The organism is Acidisarcina polymorpha (assembly GCF_003330725.1).
GTDB classification, from domain to species: domain Bacteria; phylum Acidobacteriota; class Terriglobia; order Terriglobales; family Acidobacteriaceae; genus Acidisarcina; species Acidisarcina polymorpha.
Genome location: NZ_CP030840.1, coordinates 3,150,090 through 3,166,205 on the forward strand (window position 1 = coordinate 3,150,090; position 16,116 = coordinate 3,166,205).

Annotated in this window: 9 protein-coding genes; 5 read left to right on the forward strand and 4 right to left on the reverse strand. The window is 55.1% G+C overall.

The window, feature by feature from the left end:
* The first annotated feature begins 223 nt into the window (after positions 1–223).
* The 3 genes from ACPOL_RS13465 to ACPOL_RS13475 all read left to right on the forward strand — a co-directional run bounded on the left by ACPOL_RS13465 (position 224) and on the right by ACPOL_RS13475 (position 2,168).
* The gene (locus ACPOL_RS13465; protein WP_114207514.1) at positions 224–994 is read left to right on the forward strand and encodes an SDR family oxidoreductase; all 771 of its coding nucleotides are present in this window, start codon (positions 224–226) and stop codon (positions 992–994) included.
* Between the two features lie 290 nt (positions 995–1,284).
* A complete protein-coding gene (locus tag ACPOL_RS13470; RefSeq protein WP_114207515.1) occupies positions 1,285–1,884 on the forward strand; it encodes a TMEM175 family protein in 600 nt (199 codons plus the stop codon).
* A gap of 23 nt (positions 1,885–1,907) precedes the next feature.
* Positions 1,908–2,168, forward strand: a complete 261-nt coding sequence (locus tag ACPOL_RS13475) for a hypothetical protein (RefSeq protein ID WP_114207516.1) — start codon at positions 1,908–1,910, stop codon at positions 2,166–2,168.
* 351 nt (positions 2,169–2,519) lie between these two features.
* Here the strand turns inward: ACPOL_RS13475 and ACPOL_RS13480 are convergent, their stop codons facing one another.
* Positions 2,520–3,737 (reverse strand): PAS domain-containing protein, encoded by a 1,218-nt coding sequence (locus ACPOL_RS13480; protein ID WP_114207517.1) that lies wholly within the window; start codon positions 3,735–3,737, stop codon positions 2,520–2,522.
* A gap of 625 nt (positions 3,738–4,362) precedes the next feature.
* A complete protein-coding gene (locus ACPOL_RS13490) occupies positions 4,363–6,387 on the reverse strand; it encodes a 3-keto-alpha-glucoside-1,2-lyase-like domain-containing protein (RefSeq protein WP_114207519.1) in 2,025 nt (674 codons plus the stop codon).
* A 689-nt stretch (positions 6,388–7,076) separates the two neighbouring features.
* Here ACPOL_RS13490 and ACPOL_RS13495 point away from each other — a divergent pair.
* The gene (locus ACPOL_RS13495; protein WP_114207520.1) at positions 7,077–8,330 is read left to right on the forward strand and encodes a multiheme c-type cytochrome; all 1,254 of its coding nucleotides are present in this window, start codon (positions 7,077–7,079) and stop codon (positions 8,328–8,330) included.
* Here ACPOL_RS13495 and ACPOL_RS13500 read toward each other — a convergent pair.
* Both ACPOL_RS13500 and ACPOL_RS13505 read right to left on the reverse strand, forming a co-directional pair.
* Positions 8,259–10,130: a tetratricopeptide repeat protein gene (locus tag ACPOL_RS13500; RefSeq protein ID WP_161557337.1), complete on the reverse strand. Its 1,872-nt coding sequence runs from the start codon at positions 10,128–10,130 to the stop codon at positions 8,259–8,261. The two genes, ACPOL_RS13495 and ACPOL_RS13500, sit on opposite strands and share 72 nt — an antisense overlap.
* A 246-nt stretch (positions 10,131–10,376) precedes the next feature.
* Positions 10,377–11,726, reverse strand: a complete 1,350-nt coding sequence (locus ACPOL_RS13505; protein ID WP_114207522.1) for a hypothetical protein — start codon at positions 11,724–11,726, stop codon at positions 10,377–10,379.
* A gap of 596 nt (positions 11,727–12,322) precedes the next feature.
* On the opposite strand from ACPOL_RS13505, the gene ACPOL_RS13510 reads away from it, so the two are divergent.
* Complete coding sequence (locus ACPOL_RS13510; RefSeq protein WP_161557338.1) at positions 12,323–15,916, forward strand: carboxypeptidase-like regulatory domain-containing protein; 3,594 nt, start codon at positions 12,323–12,325, stop codon at positions 15,914–15,916.
* The last annotated feature ends 200 nt before the right edge of the window (positions 15,917–16,116 follow it).

The window sequence follows — 16,116 nt, forward strand, 5'->3', positions numbered from 1 at the left end:
CTTCCGAGTGACTTCTCTGACACCACACAATTTTAGCGGAGATTTTGAAAGACGATCCGGAGATCGTGAAAGCTAACCGAACCTTATTTATTGCAGAATGTTTACACACGCGATAGTGAGCGCTAACCGCGCGAAGCGTCCAGGCAAACTACTTCAAGGTCGAGCAGCTACGAATTGAAACAACAGACACTTACCTCATCCCTTAGATAAAGGAATTCCAAGAATGGCTACGCAGAAATTGAATGGCAAAGTTGCCCTCGTCGCGGGAGGAGCTAAGAACCTCGGCGGCCTCGTGAGCAGAGAGTTGGCGAATATGGGTGCAAGAGTAGCAATTCACTACAATAGCGCTTCCGCTCAATCACCGGCTGAGCAGACCGTTGCGGATATCAAAGCTTCCGGCAGTGACGCTTTTTCGATCCAGGCCGACCTCACGAAATCTGGCGAGATCGCTCGTGTCTTTGACGAAACGATAAATCGGTTCGGAGGAATTGACGTCGCTGTCAACACAACCGGAATGGTGATTAAGAAGCCGATCGAGTCTTGCACGGAGGAAGACTACGACAAAATCTTTGCGATCAATTCAAAGGTCGCATTTTTCTTCTTGCAAGCGGCCGGTAAGAAGCTAAACGAACGCGGAAAGGTCATCACCATCGTGACCTCTTTACTCGCGGCATATACGGATTCCTATGCGATTTATCCAGGTAGCAAGGCGCCCATAGAGCATTTCTCGCGCGCCGCTTCCAAAGAATTTGCAGCACGAGGCATTTCTGTAAATGCGATCGGTCCTGGGCCCATGGAGACACCGTTCTTTTATGGCCAGGAGACGAAGGAATCAGCCGCCTACAATCAAAACGCAGCGGCCTTGAGCAAATATACAAAGACGGGCCTGACAGACATTGCGGATATAGCTCCCGTCGTCACTTTTCTGGCTACGGATGGCTGGTGGATCACGGGCCAGACCATCTTTGCAAATGGTGGATATACGACCCGGTAAATGGGCATCAATTCACCGGGTGTGCAACACATCGAGACTTCGAGTCCTCATGTGTCGGTGTATGGCAAATCTGCCGGACGGTGCGCTGCGGATTCGGGCGAAACGGTGATGATGGCCAAGACAGCCTGTGGCGTCTGCTATCGCGCCTTGTCACACGGTTCATGGGCAAAAACTGATCTGTTCGTTATTCATCAAAGCGATCACCCACTTTTCGAAGAAACGCGACATTCGAGCAGCTCGAAACCGGATAAAACTAGCTCTGTCGGCTACCAGACTGGAGGCGTGAGGCTATGTCGGAGAAAACACCAACTCCAGCGCGATTGGAGGCGTTCTCGGACGGTGTGATTGCAGTCATCATCACCGTCATGGTGCTCGAAATTCGTGTTCCACATGCCGACGGATTAGAAGGCCTCCGGGCTCTCACACCCGGTCTTGCGGTGTACCTGATGTCATTTGGCTTCACCGGCATTTACTGGTTGAATCACCAGCACGTCATCAGACGTACGGAGCGCGCTGGCCACTCCCTGCAGATTGCCAATCTTGGATTTCTTTTCTGCTTATCGCTGCTACCCCTCAGCACTGCCTATGTCGTCGACAAGCAGCTTTCGGGTTTCGCGGTCTCGGTGTATGCCTCGTCACTCCTCATTGTCGCGTTCTCTTTCATGTGGGTCCGCCTCGCTCTGCACGGGATATTGCGCGGTCGGGACGAAGTCACTGACGAAGATCAGAGAGGCCTACGAAATCACGTTATCAGCATATTTTTGTACCTCGGCAGCGCCGGCATCGCGCTATTTTTCCCTAGACTTGTCCTTTGCTTTATTGCTCTATTGACGTTCGTCTGGACACTGCCAAATCTCTCGCTGAGCCAAATAAAAAAGCAAAGAAGCTGAACAACCACTGGAAGGCGGCTGGGATGCACACACTGAAGGTTCTTTTGATCGGCTTCGCCGTTTTAGTAGTCTTCCTAGTTGCTGGTCGCTTAGCTGCGTCGTCAAGAGGAATGGCGATTGCGTCTCTGATCTTCATCCCTATTTGGTTTGTCGCAGCCGGTGTGAACCTTTATATCGGAGTGAACGAAGCAGGATATTCGTTCAATGAAGAGCTTCCGGTATTCCTGTTGTCCTTCTTGGTTCCGACGCTCTTCGCAATAACAATCTATTGGAAAGTTCGTTGATTAAAACAAGCGTCATAGACATCGATATCGATGATATCGATCGTATTGGCTGGTGATGTTCTGACCATGTCATTGCTGGGTCTGCTAGCCACGTGGATCCCAGCGCAACGCGCCTTGTCGGTTGATCCATTGATCCTGCCGCGCAAGGAGTGAATCCCCCTCAGCGCAAGAATAGCCCCGTGTCAGTGCAGATCATCGGGCGGATCTGTAACCGAGTCGTCGAGAAGGATGAATGCGGTATGCCCTCCACGTCGCTTTTCTGCTCTCGGATTCCCGTGATCAATGTCAGGTTCGGGCGCGGCCGGAGCTGAGATCGAATTTGACAGCGACATCCTGTCAAGTGATTCAAGCCTAATGGCCGTCCTCCACTCTTCGCAAAGCTTCCTCGGCGCGACGAAGATCGGCGAGGCGGTCTCGTAGTTCTTCGCCGTAAATCTGCGCCCGCTCATAAAGCCGAGCGTTCTCGATGGCAGCGGCGGCAGGAATTGCAAGAGACCGAGCAAGCCGCAAATGCTCTTCTGACAAAGTTTCAGGCTTGGAATGTCCAAGCGAAAGCAGACCAAGGACCTCACCAGCAGCAAGCATTCGAATACCAAGCCATGACCGGGCGGGTGTCGCGTAACCCAGACGCCACGAATCGGGCTCGCGCAAAGTGTCCCGGATGATTATCCCTTCCGGGCTATAGAGAACCGCTTGCAGGATCGGGTGCTCCGACAAACGAAGAGTATTCGGCCATCCTGAACTCCGTTGCTCCTTAGCTAGTCGGGATGCCTCGCGCACCAAGAAAAGCCGCGAGTCGGTCTCGAGCAGCAAGACCTGTACTTCCTCGTATGGGATCAAAGCTGCCAGCGTCTCAAATAAAGTATCGAGGACCGCATCCAGGCGGAGATTCTGCGTGAGTGCGAGCGTCGCCTTGCGAAGCGCGTCAGCTTCTTTCCAAGCAGATTGAGCCACCGCCAGACTCTGGCCGACGGCATCTTCTGCCCGCCGACGCTCTGTGACGTCCCGCAGAAATACCATGTGGCGACCGGGAAGGAAGTCAGCACTTGCGGTCAATTCGACAAAAAGAGCAGGATGATCTTTCCGAAGAAGCTGCAATTGCTCCCGATCGCTCTGCTCCGACAGTAGGCGCGCCCAGCACCGGTCGAACTCATTCGGACGGCAGAAGCGGGCGATGGAACTCCCGAGAATTTCCCTGCGAGGAATGCCGAACAACTGCAGGGCCGTTGGATTCGCGGCGCGGCACCTTGCGGACGCGTCGACAACCAAAATCGCATCCGGTGCACTATCAAAGATCGACCGATATTCGAGGTCCCTTCTCAGAAGGCGTTCATTTGTTTGCATGTACACGGAGCGAGCAAGATGGAGAAAGCGCGCGTGCAAAATGAGAACCGAACAAACGGCAACACCGGCAAGACCGAGCATCGCCCGGCCAAATATCGCTCCGTGTAGTGCGACGGCGGAAAAGAACAGAATGAGGGCGATTGTCACCACAACAAATGAGGCGCTCTTCCACACCCCAGTCGTGCGCGAAGAACCACGTTGATCGTTGGTGGCGATCTGTGCCATATCGCTGAGCCGTCCGATAGCCCTTCTGAGGTGGGGACCCTCCACAGAATGCTTGCTATCCCATTGTCCCACTGCTATTCAGTGCGGCGCATTTCTTTGCAAGCACGACTATTCCGATTTTCCAGCAGCACTTCAACATGCCTGACTTGGCGGCGATTGCAGCACGGGACACCTGGAACTCTCACCGCATTCCCTTGGCGAGCGCCACTCCGATGGCTCTCAGAGATGCGGGTTTAGACACTCGTCGATTATAGAAGGTCCTATTTGTCAAGATGCCTGTCTTGCCCGATGTTAAACAGACGTTTCTCAAGCGGTTAACGGTCTTGGATCGGCGGAGGGTGAAGTCCGGCGCTGCCAACCATACCTACGCCATCTGTCCATTCCGCACTTCAAACCCGAAGTGGCGGAGGCTTTCACGCAGGAAAGCATCACGGCCCGTCACCCAGCCTCGTCGCCGGTTCGCCTACAAGAAAGTCGCATTCTCCGCATTCCGATGCTATGGAGTGACCCCAAACGCATCTTTACCATCGGCGATAGACGAGATTTCTATCCGGGAATGTTGACCACGCGCAAATTGGTCATCTCACGGCCAGATGGCTACAAAAGCAAGTAACCTAGCCGTTGATTAGTTGCTGGTGGGAGTTATCGAGAGATTGTCGAATTGATTAGTGTCATAGTCGGTAAACCCCAGCCCGATCTGACCGGTCTGGTATGGAGTATCGGTAAGCGTCGTCACTTTATCTCCGTCGAGATAAGCCGCGATCTGGGCCTTGTTGAAGGACAAGCGGTATGTATGCCAAGACCCGACACCGATAGGAGCGACCGATCCTTCAGCCAAATCCGTGTGCCTGCCCTGCGTGTCGGTCTTGAAAAGACTCCAACTGCCCGTATCCGACACGCGGAAGTAATAGCCCTGTTGATGGGACTGCGGGCGCTCTTGGATGCCCGCACGGCCGATCAGTTCGACCGTGCCGGGTTTGGTAAGAATGGCATCGACACTTAGCGCGTAGTTCTCCCACGACGGATCGCCGAGCAGCGTGAAAGCGTCGCTATCGTCTTGCCATTCGATCGGCTTGACGCTGTCCATCAGCTGCAGGCACTTGCCCGGCCGACCCGCGGCGCATCGCTGTATCTCAAAAGAGCCCTGCATGTCGGACAGATAACGCGCCTCCTGACCCACCTGATATCCATCGAAGTTATCGGAGTACGGCAGCTTTAGCTCGCTTGGCGGCGGAGTTGTCGCAGCTCCTTTGCCGGCGCCAGTCACGGTGCTAAACGTATAAATGTAGCCGGACAGGAGCTTAAACTGATAGCGGCCCCTCTCGTCTGGATTGAGATCGGGCAGATGAACAAAGAAGTCCTGGTCGGACTTCCCCTGGATGTTCGTCGCCCACACTTGCACGGGCTTCTTCGCCGGATTTCCGCTGACGCTGAATGTCAGCAGCGACGGCCCTTTGGCCGCCGCGGTCTCGACAATGGTGCTGTAATCGGCTCCATCAGGGGATCTCAGTGTGATGTAGCTCCCGTTCGCGCCGTCGCCGCCCAGATAACCGCTTGCGCTGTTGAGGAATTGCCAACCTGGCTGCGTGAATTGAGTCACGTGGGCCGTCGCCCACAGACTCGTTCCGATACTGTAATTCCCCGACCAAGGCTGCGAAGCCACCATCAACCCCACCGTCGGATAGGGCAGATTGGACGTAATCGCGGCGATGAGCGGCCAGTTCAAGAAACCGGTCATCTTGGCATCCACATATCCGCGAATGATCGCGCGAATCAGTGGTCCCGTTCCGCTGTTGTCGTCCTGTGAGCCGCTTTCACTGTCCCACAGCGGCTTGTGCGTCGCGAGGGCTTCCGGGGTGGAATGGCAGTGGTTCGCGTTGCCGCCATCGCCCCCTTCGCAGGAATAATGGGCGGCGACAATGTCGATGGATCTGGCAAACTCCGCATCCCTGACCATCTCTTTGGCTTCATCCCAATCCGAGTCGTCTCCCACCACCTGGGTCGCGTAGTGCTTCGCGGCCAGGGCGGCATGCAGGTCCTCATACCAAAGCTTGTTGAATCCTCTCTCGTTCCAGCCCCCGAGATAATCGATCTTCAGGCCGTGCGATTGCGCGCAATCCATCCAGGTCATAAAGTAGTCAATTGTGTCTTTCGACCAGAAGTTGCTGCCATAGTCGATCCAACCTGGCGCGGTCCAGGCCAGACCGTACAGCTTGATGTTTGGGTTGCGTAACTTGGCCTGCTCCGCCAGCCAGAACTCGTATCCGGCGTTGCAGTTCACCGTGCCGCGCGTGTGTTCGATACTGGGTTCGGAACCGTCTGTGGAGTTGGCATCGCCGCCGATCTCCAACTTTAAGATCTGCAGCGCTGCACCATAGCCGGGCTTGAAGAGGTAATCGAGAATCTGGTCGCGCTGTGCTGGAGGATAATCGATCAGCAACCGAGAATTGCCCCCGCCGCCGCTGATGGCGCCCACCCCCCCGTAGACCTCGCCGCTCTCAGCTGTCTCGACATGGACTTGCGTGCTAACCCGCTGCGCCGTCTCTCCAGCGGTTGGCGCTGTTTGTTGCGAAGTGGCCGCGTTGACCTGCGGCGCAACCGCGATCGCCAGCGACATCACAAGAACAACTCCGGCACGCAGACCTTTCATTGCTTCCTATCCTCCTACCGCATGACCGGCTGCGATTCGACTACTTTTCAGGACAGCTTTAACTGCGAATGTGCGCGTAGTAATGGTCTCGCGTATGTCACCGGCGGCTGCGCAGCCCCCAAGCATTGCGTCGAAGTTTCATCTATTCAACCCCACACTGCTACTGAAGTATTTTCTGGAATGCGCAGCCCATCGCTCATCGGTTGGCGTCTATTGACAACGCATACGGCTCCTTGCTGAAACGATAACGTTTTCACTGAGTCGTAGGTCGAAAGTCCGTTTTTTGGCCCAACTTAAATGACAACGTTGTCTTCTGCCGACTAGACTATCTCTTTTGGTTCGCCGAGATCAATCAGAATAACTAGCTTAACAGCGGCAAGGCGGCCTAACGGCACACCTGGAGGAAAACACGAGAACTCCACCCGGCCCCTCCGGCCCGACGATCCACCCGTCGACAGTCACGATAAAGTGCTTCGATCGAATCTCTGGAAAAACGGGAGGCAGGTCAGCCTTGGGCGGCCAATCCATTTTGATTTTCCCGGGACGGGTGATGAAGACAAGGATGCAACTTGTCTTACGTATACTAAAGTAGTCGATTGTGCTGCCGTTGCGTGTAGGTAGTTCGCAAGTCTTACTCGTATGCACCGAATGCCGCGACTTTCCAAGCCAGTTGGAGGAATCGATCCGGGATGCGAAGTGGAGCAGCCGCTCTCTCGGCCTTCCTTATTTCTATAGCTGCCTGTACTCTGTGCGGGCAAATCGCTCCGCAAAAGCCAGCCTCCGATAGCCTGAGCCTCGCGACTCCAGACAGGCTGGAGGATCCGGGATGGTGGCCGACGAAGGGCGACTCCTCCAGAAGGCAATATGTTGGCGTGGCAACCTGCTCCGGCTGCCATGTGGACCTGGCGGCCATTCAGAAGACGACCCCAATGCATCACGCGGGTGTCAGGGCACTTGATTCGAAAATCCTGCAAGCGCGCCCACCACTAACCTACGAGGAATCGAAGTATCACTCCACGTTATCGCTAGTCCCCGGCGATGGAGTGAAATTTTCAGTCAACGACGGAACCGGTGCGGTCTCTCAGCGTGCGGAGTGGGCGTTTGGGATGGGCAAGGTGGGGCAAACCTTTCTGCTTGAAAAGGACGGAGTTTTCACCGAGGGGCGGTTGAGCTACTATAGCGCGCTCGGTGCGCTCGGGGTGACCACCGGGCAACCACTTAATGCGCCGTCTTCGCTGGAAGGAGCACTCGGCCGCACTCTGGATTCCGCGACGACCCAACGCTGCTTTAGTTGCCACACCACCGCAGCGGTCGCTTCCAACAAATTTGAACCCAACAAGGCAACACCGGGCGTTATGTGCGAGGCCTGCCACGGCGCGGGGGCTCAACACGTCGCGGCGGTGTCCACTGGCCATGCCGACCTTGCCTCGGCGGCAATCTTTAACCCGGCCCGGCTCTCTCCAATTGACTCGGTCGATTTTTGCGGCTCCTGCCATCGCACATGGGCCGACGTAGCGATGGAAATGCCCGCAAATATCGGCCTTATTAGCGTGCGATTTCAGCCTTACCGGCTTGAGGAGAGTCGCTGTTGGGGGGAAAACGGCGATTTCCGCATTACCTGCGTGGCCTGTCATGACCCTCATCGCCCGTTAGAGCGCGAGCTGCGCTCGTATGATTGTAGATGTCTTGCATGTCATGGAACCAAAGGCCACTCCGAAGCGAAGCTGGATAGAGCTTGCAAAGTGAGCGCCGATACTGCGCTTCATGTCACATGCCGAAATACGAGGTGCCGCAAACTCACGCGATTTTCACCGACCATTACATCCGCGTCGTTCGCACCGGCGAAGGCTTTCCGCCTTAGCAATTTCAATCTACTGATCCGCCGATTGCGGAGCCTCCTGAACGGCGATGACCGCCCTTGCCCGATGCTCTTGGGCGAGTGACTTGGCCTGCTCCATAGCCGCCGCCGCGGCCCCGGTATCGCCCGTCTGACGATAAAGACGCGCTAACTGATAATGAAAACTTCCATCCTCGTCCGCATCGAGACCAAGCTTCAGGTTCGCAATTGCCTCGGGGACGCGGCCGAGTCCGGCATAGACCTGTCCAAGCAACGCATGCGCCTGCGGCAACAATTGGGGTTTTCCGCTCAGGCTCTTTTGAAGCGGAGCTTCCGCCTCCTGATACTTACGCTGGGCAACCAGCGCCTCGCCGAACAAGAGGTTTAATTCGGGATCGTTGGGGTTCAACGACAGAGCGGCTGTCGCTGTCTTGACGGCGTCTTCGATCTTCCCGTCAAACAGATAAGCGGATGTCAGTCCATGTAGCGCCGCAGGATCGTTCGGCGCCTCGTCCAGCGCCAACTTGTATTCGGAGATGGCTTCGTCATAGTGATGACGTTGCCGGTCCATATCGCCTAACAGAAGGTGGGTTTGCGGCGAATCCGGGGCAATGCTTTGGAAGCGCTCCAGTGCCTCGACCGCGAGCCGTTGATCCGCGCGGATCGACCAATATAAAACTTCCGGATCAGCGGGTAGTTTGGCTCCCGCAAGTCGCGCTGCCGTTGTCGCTGCGAGGTAGTCTCCGGTCATGTAGGAGCATTTGGCGGCGAGAAGCAATTCGGCACTTGGGTGTTGCCCGGCAGACGAGCCGATCCACCTGGCGCACTCGCGATAATGACCACCCTGATAAGCCGCGAGCGCTTTTCCACGCTGCACCGAAGGCGACTGTGATGGGACCGTCTCTCGAGACCCCCTGTTTTCGGCTCTAGAGTCTTTCTCTCTCAGTTGGCGTAAAAGTGCGTCGAGAAAGTCTCGCGACTGTCCGTCGACCTGAATTTTTCTTGCAGCGACGGCGCTTGCCAGCTCTTCCCTCTGGTCCGCAGAGAGCATTTCCAGCATTGGGGATAGATTCGAGGTTGTATATCCAGGATCGCCGCTCCAAGATTGTTCGAGTTCCTGGAGCCCCTCATTCTGCCGCGACGCAGCGAAGTCTATTTCCGCCATACCCAGGTATGGCGAATTGCATTCGGGATAAAGTTTCTTTTCGGATTGGAATTGTTCCATCGCCTCAGAGGCTTTGCCTTGCCGCAGGTAGACAAAGCCGAGCGCGGAATGAAGGCACGGTGGCTGAGGCTGCACGTCGAGGGCGCCCACGTACTGTGTAGCGGCTTCAACATACCGGCGTTGTTCCGCGAGCGATTCCGCAAATAAAGCCTTGCTATAGCCGCTTGGAGGAGTGATTTCGGCCAGCGTTCGTGAGTCCTTTTCCAGATTTGACAGGTATGCCATTCCTGCATCAAACCATGCCCTGCCGTTTTCCGGGTCGAGCAGCAACGCTTTGCGGTATGCGTTCGTCGCTTCCGCATAATCTTTCAGCGAGACCTCCGCGCGCCCGAGCGCGAGTAGAGGCTGGGGATCGGAACCGTTCAGCTTTTCGGCCTTCTGCAGATATGGAAGTGCTTCCTTGGGGCGGTCTAACCGCAGCTCGTCGAGGCCGAGAAACAAAAAAGGAGAGTAGAGCGACGAATTTAAACGGATCGCAGATGCCAGATCCTTTGCTGCCGCTTGATATTGATGAGCTTCGTACTCCATGATCCCCAAGTTCGCCCAAAGTTCCGGCGTGTCCGGACGGACTTTGACGGCAGCCCGATAGTCTTCTGCGGCGGCGGCGAAATCCTGACGCTCCTGCGCTTCCTGGGCTGAGGTTAAGAGGGGGTCTACATCGGTCTGACAGAAACTAGGCATAACCATCGCCAAGCAATAAAAAGCGAGACAGAGACTAAGCCATCTGGGGGTATTCCGCTGCATGTTTTGGTAAGAAGCCGCTGTTTCGGCCGTCCTCCAGATTATCTCTCATGAAAGACATAAATGTTAGCTCATTACGACAAGAACCACGTCGGAATCTGACGAAAGGAGAGGCTCGCTGGAAGTCCCAATACCAAGTTGGGCGGTCTGCGACCTAACGAATGTCCGACTTCGCAAGTCGCCGGCCTATTTAAGAAAAACAGACTCCACACTCACAACATTCGAAACGCCATAGCCTGCTTTGACGTGAAGTAGTATCTGCATGTTCTTCTGATTCCAGTCAGGTGGCAATCCCTTGACTGCATTTGCAATCTGCGAAGCGCTGTTCAAGAATTCGCCCGCAGCTTGAGTTCCTTCCGGCCCGATGCCTGCGGCGGCGATGACAATGACGCCGGATTCCGGTCGAACCAGTCGGGAAACGATTGCATAGTCATCGACGGAAGTCCCCTTCTCGTTCCGAGACCACGAGAGTTGTGGATTGGCGCGGTCTTTTATCTGGTTTCCTCCAATGAACTCAAATCGAAGCTGATTCGTTAGTTCAAGCGTCAGGTAATTGTTGAAGGCGCCAATCAGGATGACAGGGGCATGCCGAAGGTCCCCCGGGGAAATGTCGTGTCCCCAACGCACATCAAACGGTTTTCCGTGATGGTTCAGGAACGTGACGACTTCAGCTGCCGCCGCAAAATCATTAACCATGACACGATCGTTAGCGTGCACAAGGTCCTTGGCGTCGATCTTGGTACCGGGCGGAAGATCAACAAAAAACTCCCGGCCTTGCTGATCCACGTGATGCGAATCTAGGTAGGAATCAAGATACTCGTTGGAGAGGGAATAAACGGCGTCTGTTCCAAAGTAGATGAGTGCCGGCTCTGAACTCTTCAGAACCGGTTGCCAAAACGTATCCGCTGCGCTCCCTTGCATTCGATGCGCCAATCCTGCCACGGTAAGCGCTACTAGGCAGAGGGCAGCCGCAATCGCAATGACATGTTTGCGAGAGAGACCCTCAGGCTCCAGCGTCAACCCGATTTGCTGCATAGCCGAAGCCGAGGCGGACTGCTGACCGTGAGATGGCGCGCCATCAGAAGCGCTTGCTGGCGGCAGGATGTCCATGGCCTCGTCTGCCCGATCTACTGATTCGTGGCGCGAAGAAAACAAAAAACACGGATGGTACGAACCTGGGTGTAATTCGATCCTTACATGGTCCTCCATGCCGTCAGCGGCGTAGTACTGTGCCAACCGCTTTCTCAGGTCGGAGGCGCGAACACGCACAATTGGATCGTCGCCGGTGTTGTAGTCTGACTGCTTCCCAAAAACCTGAGCGCCGACAATCCGCTCCTTGAGCATTTCATCGTGGCCTTGAAGTGTTTGTTCGACCAAATATTGCAGGAGCCGCTGAGATTGTTTGCTCGTGCGAAAGATAGAACTGAGCAGAATGGAAGCTAGCGCCTGCTCAATCTGAAGGTGGCTCGGTCCTTGAGACGCAATCGGATGAGGCGACCGATCATCGAGAAGCTCAACTTGGCCCACTTCTTCCACTTCAGTTCCTCAGACTTGTCTGCGTGACCGCCAGGTGAAGACAAGGTGCATTTACCTAGTGGTAAACCATATCTGCCAAGCATAGCTCCCTGCAAGAGTGGAAGTCACAGTCGAATTCTAGAATGGAGCGGGCCTAATAGCATTTCCTTTGCCTAGATGCCGTTTGGGCCCGTAGGGTTCCTGCTGCACGCACTGTTCCCAAACCATCCCCGGCATCTTGCCTAATGCCCGCCTTATACGTAACCCTTTTGGCCAGTGAGACTTACGCTGCCGGAGGATCTTGCGATGGCTGCCTTGTTACCTCATACCACGCTCGATCTGGCTAGGCGTTGGGAGTTTGAAAAACACGGTAAAGCCACCCACCCCTTAACCGTAACGATACCGAATCGCGCCTACACCATACCGCACCGTACCTTGTTTGTCGTTGGTGAGCACCTGTTTCCTTAGGGGGCAGTTCGGGAGGGCGACTCAGCGACGCCAAGATGCGGTTCGAGACAGATCCATCGAATTTGCTGCGGAAGCTCAAGCGAATCGACCTTCACCCTTTTTCAGAATCGACAGTCAATACACGCCTTACAAATTCTCAGGAGCGATCTATGACGCATCAAGTTTGCAACTTCAGTTTTCGGACGGCCTTGGCGGGAATACTTCTCATCGCGCTGATAGCTGTGGGGATCTCGGCACGAGCATTTGGCCAGGGCGATCCAACCACAGCGAGCCTCAGAGGAACGATCACGGATCCAAGCGGTGCTCGCATCAACCAGGCGACGATAGTTATCAGCAGTTCCGAGAAGAGCATCACCAGAACGATGCAGGCTGATTCGCAGGGTGGCTTTTCGTTCGGGCTGCTTCCGCCGTCCACATATTCGCTGAGCATAGAGGCGAAAGGCTTCAAGGGGTATAAGCAGACTGGCATCACGCTCGACGCAGGACAGGCGGCGACACAAGACGTGTCGCTGACCGTCGGCGGGCAGCAGGAACAGATCGTGATTACCTCCGAAGCCCCCTTGTTGCAGACGTCCAACTCGAACATTTCTACCGATGTCGATGCGAAACAGATAGTAGAACTGCCCCTCAACCTGCGCAATATCATAGGTTTAACGACACTAAATTCCTCGGTCAACAACACCACTGAGAGTCAATCGCTCTTTGGCGGGAGCGCAGCCACGAACGGAAATGCTGACCAGGACATCTCGTTCTTGAACTTCTCAGGCGGGTTCTTTGGTACCTCGGCCTTCATGCTCGACGGCGTCTGGGATACGTCCGGCGACTGGGGCGCTTCGATCTATGTGCCGTCTGTCGACGCAGTTCAGGAATTCAAGGTTCAGAACAATTCATTTACTGCTCAATATGGTTGGAGCACCGGCAACGTCGTCGATGTTGTGACCAAGTCCGGAACGAGCCAGTTCCACGGGAGCGCATACGAGTTTTATCGCAACTCTGCCATGGACGCCAATTTGTGGTTCGCTAACCACAACGGTCAACCGAAGCCCGACTTCGACCGTAACCAGTATGGCGTGTCCGCGGGTGGCCCGCTCTACCTTCCCAAAATCTATAAACAGACTAACAAGACCTTCATTTTTGGTCTCTATGAGCGGCTCAAGAGCGCCACGCCTTCTTTGTCAACTGACACGGTTCCACCTGCCGCATTCCTCGCCGGGGACCTCTCCGCTTTGCTGGGCGCTCAGGTCGGGGTTGACGGCCTCGGGCGTCCAATCCTCTCTGGCCAAATTTATGATCCCAACAGCGCGCGGCAGATCACGGCAGGAACGGTCGATCCAAAAACCGGATTAGCCGCGACTCAGACTGGATATATCAGAGATCCAGTTCCCGGCAACAATGTTGCGGCGTATACCACATTCAATCCTTTGGCGGTGAAGATGCTCTCGTATTATCCAAAACCCACGGGAGCGGGACTCACTAACAACTACACCGCGTCTGCGAGCGACCCTTCCGCTTCTCGCGAGTATCTGATTCGCGTCGATCATAATTTCACGGGCAACACACGGATATTTGGCCGTTACTCCTACAAGCAGGAGTACAAGACCGGAACCCCGGAGACGTGGGGAGCCGACAATCCGGCCGGTCCGGGTAATCTTCGCCCAAACAACCGCTACAACATCACCGCCGGCTTCAGTCACGTATTCACCCAGACCTTCAGCATGAACTCTGTCGCCGGGTTCGAACACTGGGGGGAACAATCCACGAACCAATCCCTGGGTTTCAAGCCGTCGACACTAGGCTTGCCCAGCTACCTGGATACTAATAGCGCTGAGTTTCCGCTTATCAGCGTCGGCGGCGAGACCACGCTAGGACCGCGCGGGGGGCAAGAGAATACCGCGCTTCGCCCGACCGGTAGCGCCGGAGTGGACTTCCTCAAGATAATCAACACCCACACCCTGTCTTTTGGGTTCATGGGCGTGCTATCAGAACAGAATTACGCCGGTTTGTATCAAACGTCTCTAAGCTTTGGCGGCGGCTTCACAAACGGCCCGGATCCGGACAATCCCACGGCAAACACCGGCAGTGGTGTCGCCCAGGCCCTTTTTGGCGTCCTCGACGGTGGCAATACTGGCGTTCAGTTCAATCCAGCGATCGCCAAAAAATACGGCGGCATTTATATTCAGGACGATTGGCGTTCCACTCCCAAGCTCACACTCAACCTGGGCCTCCGCTATGAAATTCAGTATGCCCCAACCTACCGGCACAATACTGCAGGGTACTTCGATCCGCAGGTGGCAAACCCCATTGGCACCGCGATTGGTACGACGCTTCCCGGCGCGGTTGTCTTTGTAACTCCGAGTCACCGGGCAACCTACGACACCAACTACGCGAACGTCGCTCCAAGAGTAGGGTTTTCCTATAACCCAGAGCCAAAGCTTGTTTTTCGAGGGGGCTTTGGAATCTTCTTCCCACCCTCCGCATACTTGAACCAGACCACAACCGACGGGTTTTCGACGAGCACGAATGTGATCGGCGAACTCAGCGGCAGCCGAGTACCGAATCCGGCAGTGAGCATTTCAAATCCTTGGCCGCAAGGTTTGCGAGCAGTCACCGGAAACTCTCTCGGACTTTTGCAAGATGTGGGCTTCAGCACCGGCGCCTACTTTCACTCGCGCCCTTCCAGCTACGTAATGCAGTTCATGACCGGGCTCCAGTACGCTTTCGGGCCGACAAATGTATTGGACGTCACCTATGTGGGTCTGCTCGGCAGGCATCAGCTTTCTGGCGGCCTCAATGAAACTCAGCTCAACCCCGCCTACCTCTCACTAGGCACCGACGTCCTCAATGGAGGCGTACCCAATCCGTTCAACGGCTACATTGCAACCGGCCAGAGCAGTTGTAGCCTCGATCAGCCAACTGTGGCTGAAAACCAGCTTCTACATCCCTTTCCGCAGTTCTGCGGTGTCACGCAAAACGATGCGCCTGTGGGATTTTCAAACTACAACGCCCTTCAAGTCAACTTTAAGCACCGATTCACTCAAGGCCTTGATGTTCTGGTTTCCTACACTTTCTCAAAGTTCCTCGACAATGTCGAAGGCACGAACAACTGGGCATACTCCAGCAACCAGGGCCCAGCAAACAACTACAACCTTGCCGCCGAGAAAAGCGTTGACTCTGGAGACATCCCACATTCTCTGGTCGTCAACTATGTTTATTACCTCCCGGTCGGCAGAGGCAAGAAGTTCGGGTCGAATCTTAATCGGGCGACCGATGCGGTATTGGGTGGATGGCAGATCTCCGGCATCACCACGGTCAAGAGCGGCCTTCCGCTGGGCTTCTCAGGAAACAACATCAATTCCTATGGCGGCAATCCGCGGCCTGATGTTATCGGCGACCCGAAAGCAGTTCACCGTTCCGTGAACAAATGGTTCAATACGGCTGCTTTCGCGTATGCACCGTATGGAACTTTCGGCACGGCGCCGCGAAACTTCTCCAATGTGCGTGGCCCTTACTATCAGAACTGGGACCTTGCAATCTTGAAAAATTGGACCCTTCCCAAGGAAACACGGTTGCAGTTCCGTGCGGAAATGTTCAATGCTTTCAACCATCCTAACTTCTATACGCCTAATACAGGCTACGGTGGATGCGACCCAAATGCCGGTCCGAACTGCAATTCATCCTTCGGTACAATCACGCAGACGTTTTTCGCCAGGGACGTACAAATAGCAGGCAAATTCTATTGGTAGAGCCATGCAGCGCGTCTTTACTCGTATATCGATGAGGCCCTTACCTCCCGGCCAGCACTCTTTGTGGGCCAGGAACTTCAATTCCACTCCGATTGAAGATATGACTAGTAACATCACTACCGTTGAGCCGACCTCCTTTTGGCGAGCAGTTGTAAGGCTGCATCACGGACTTGTCTGCTTGAGAAGCGACAGAACGAATG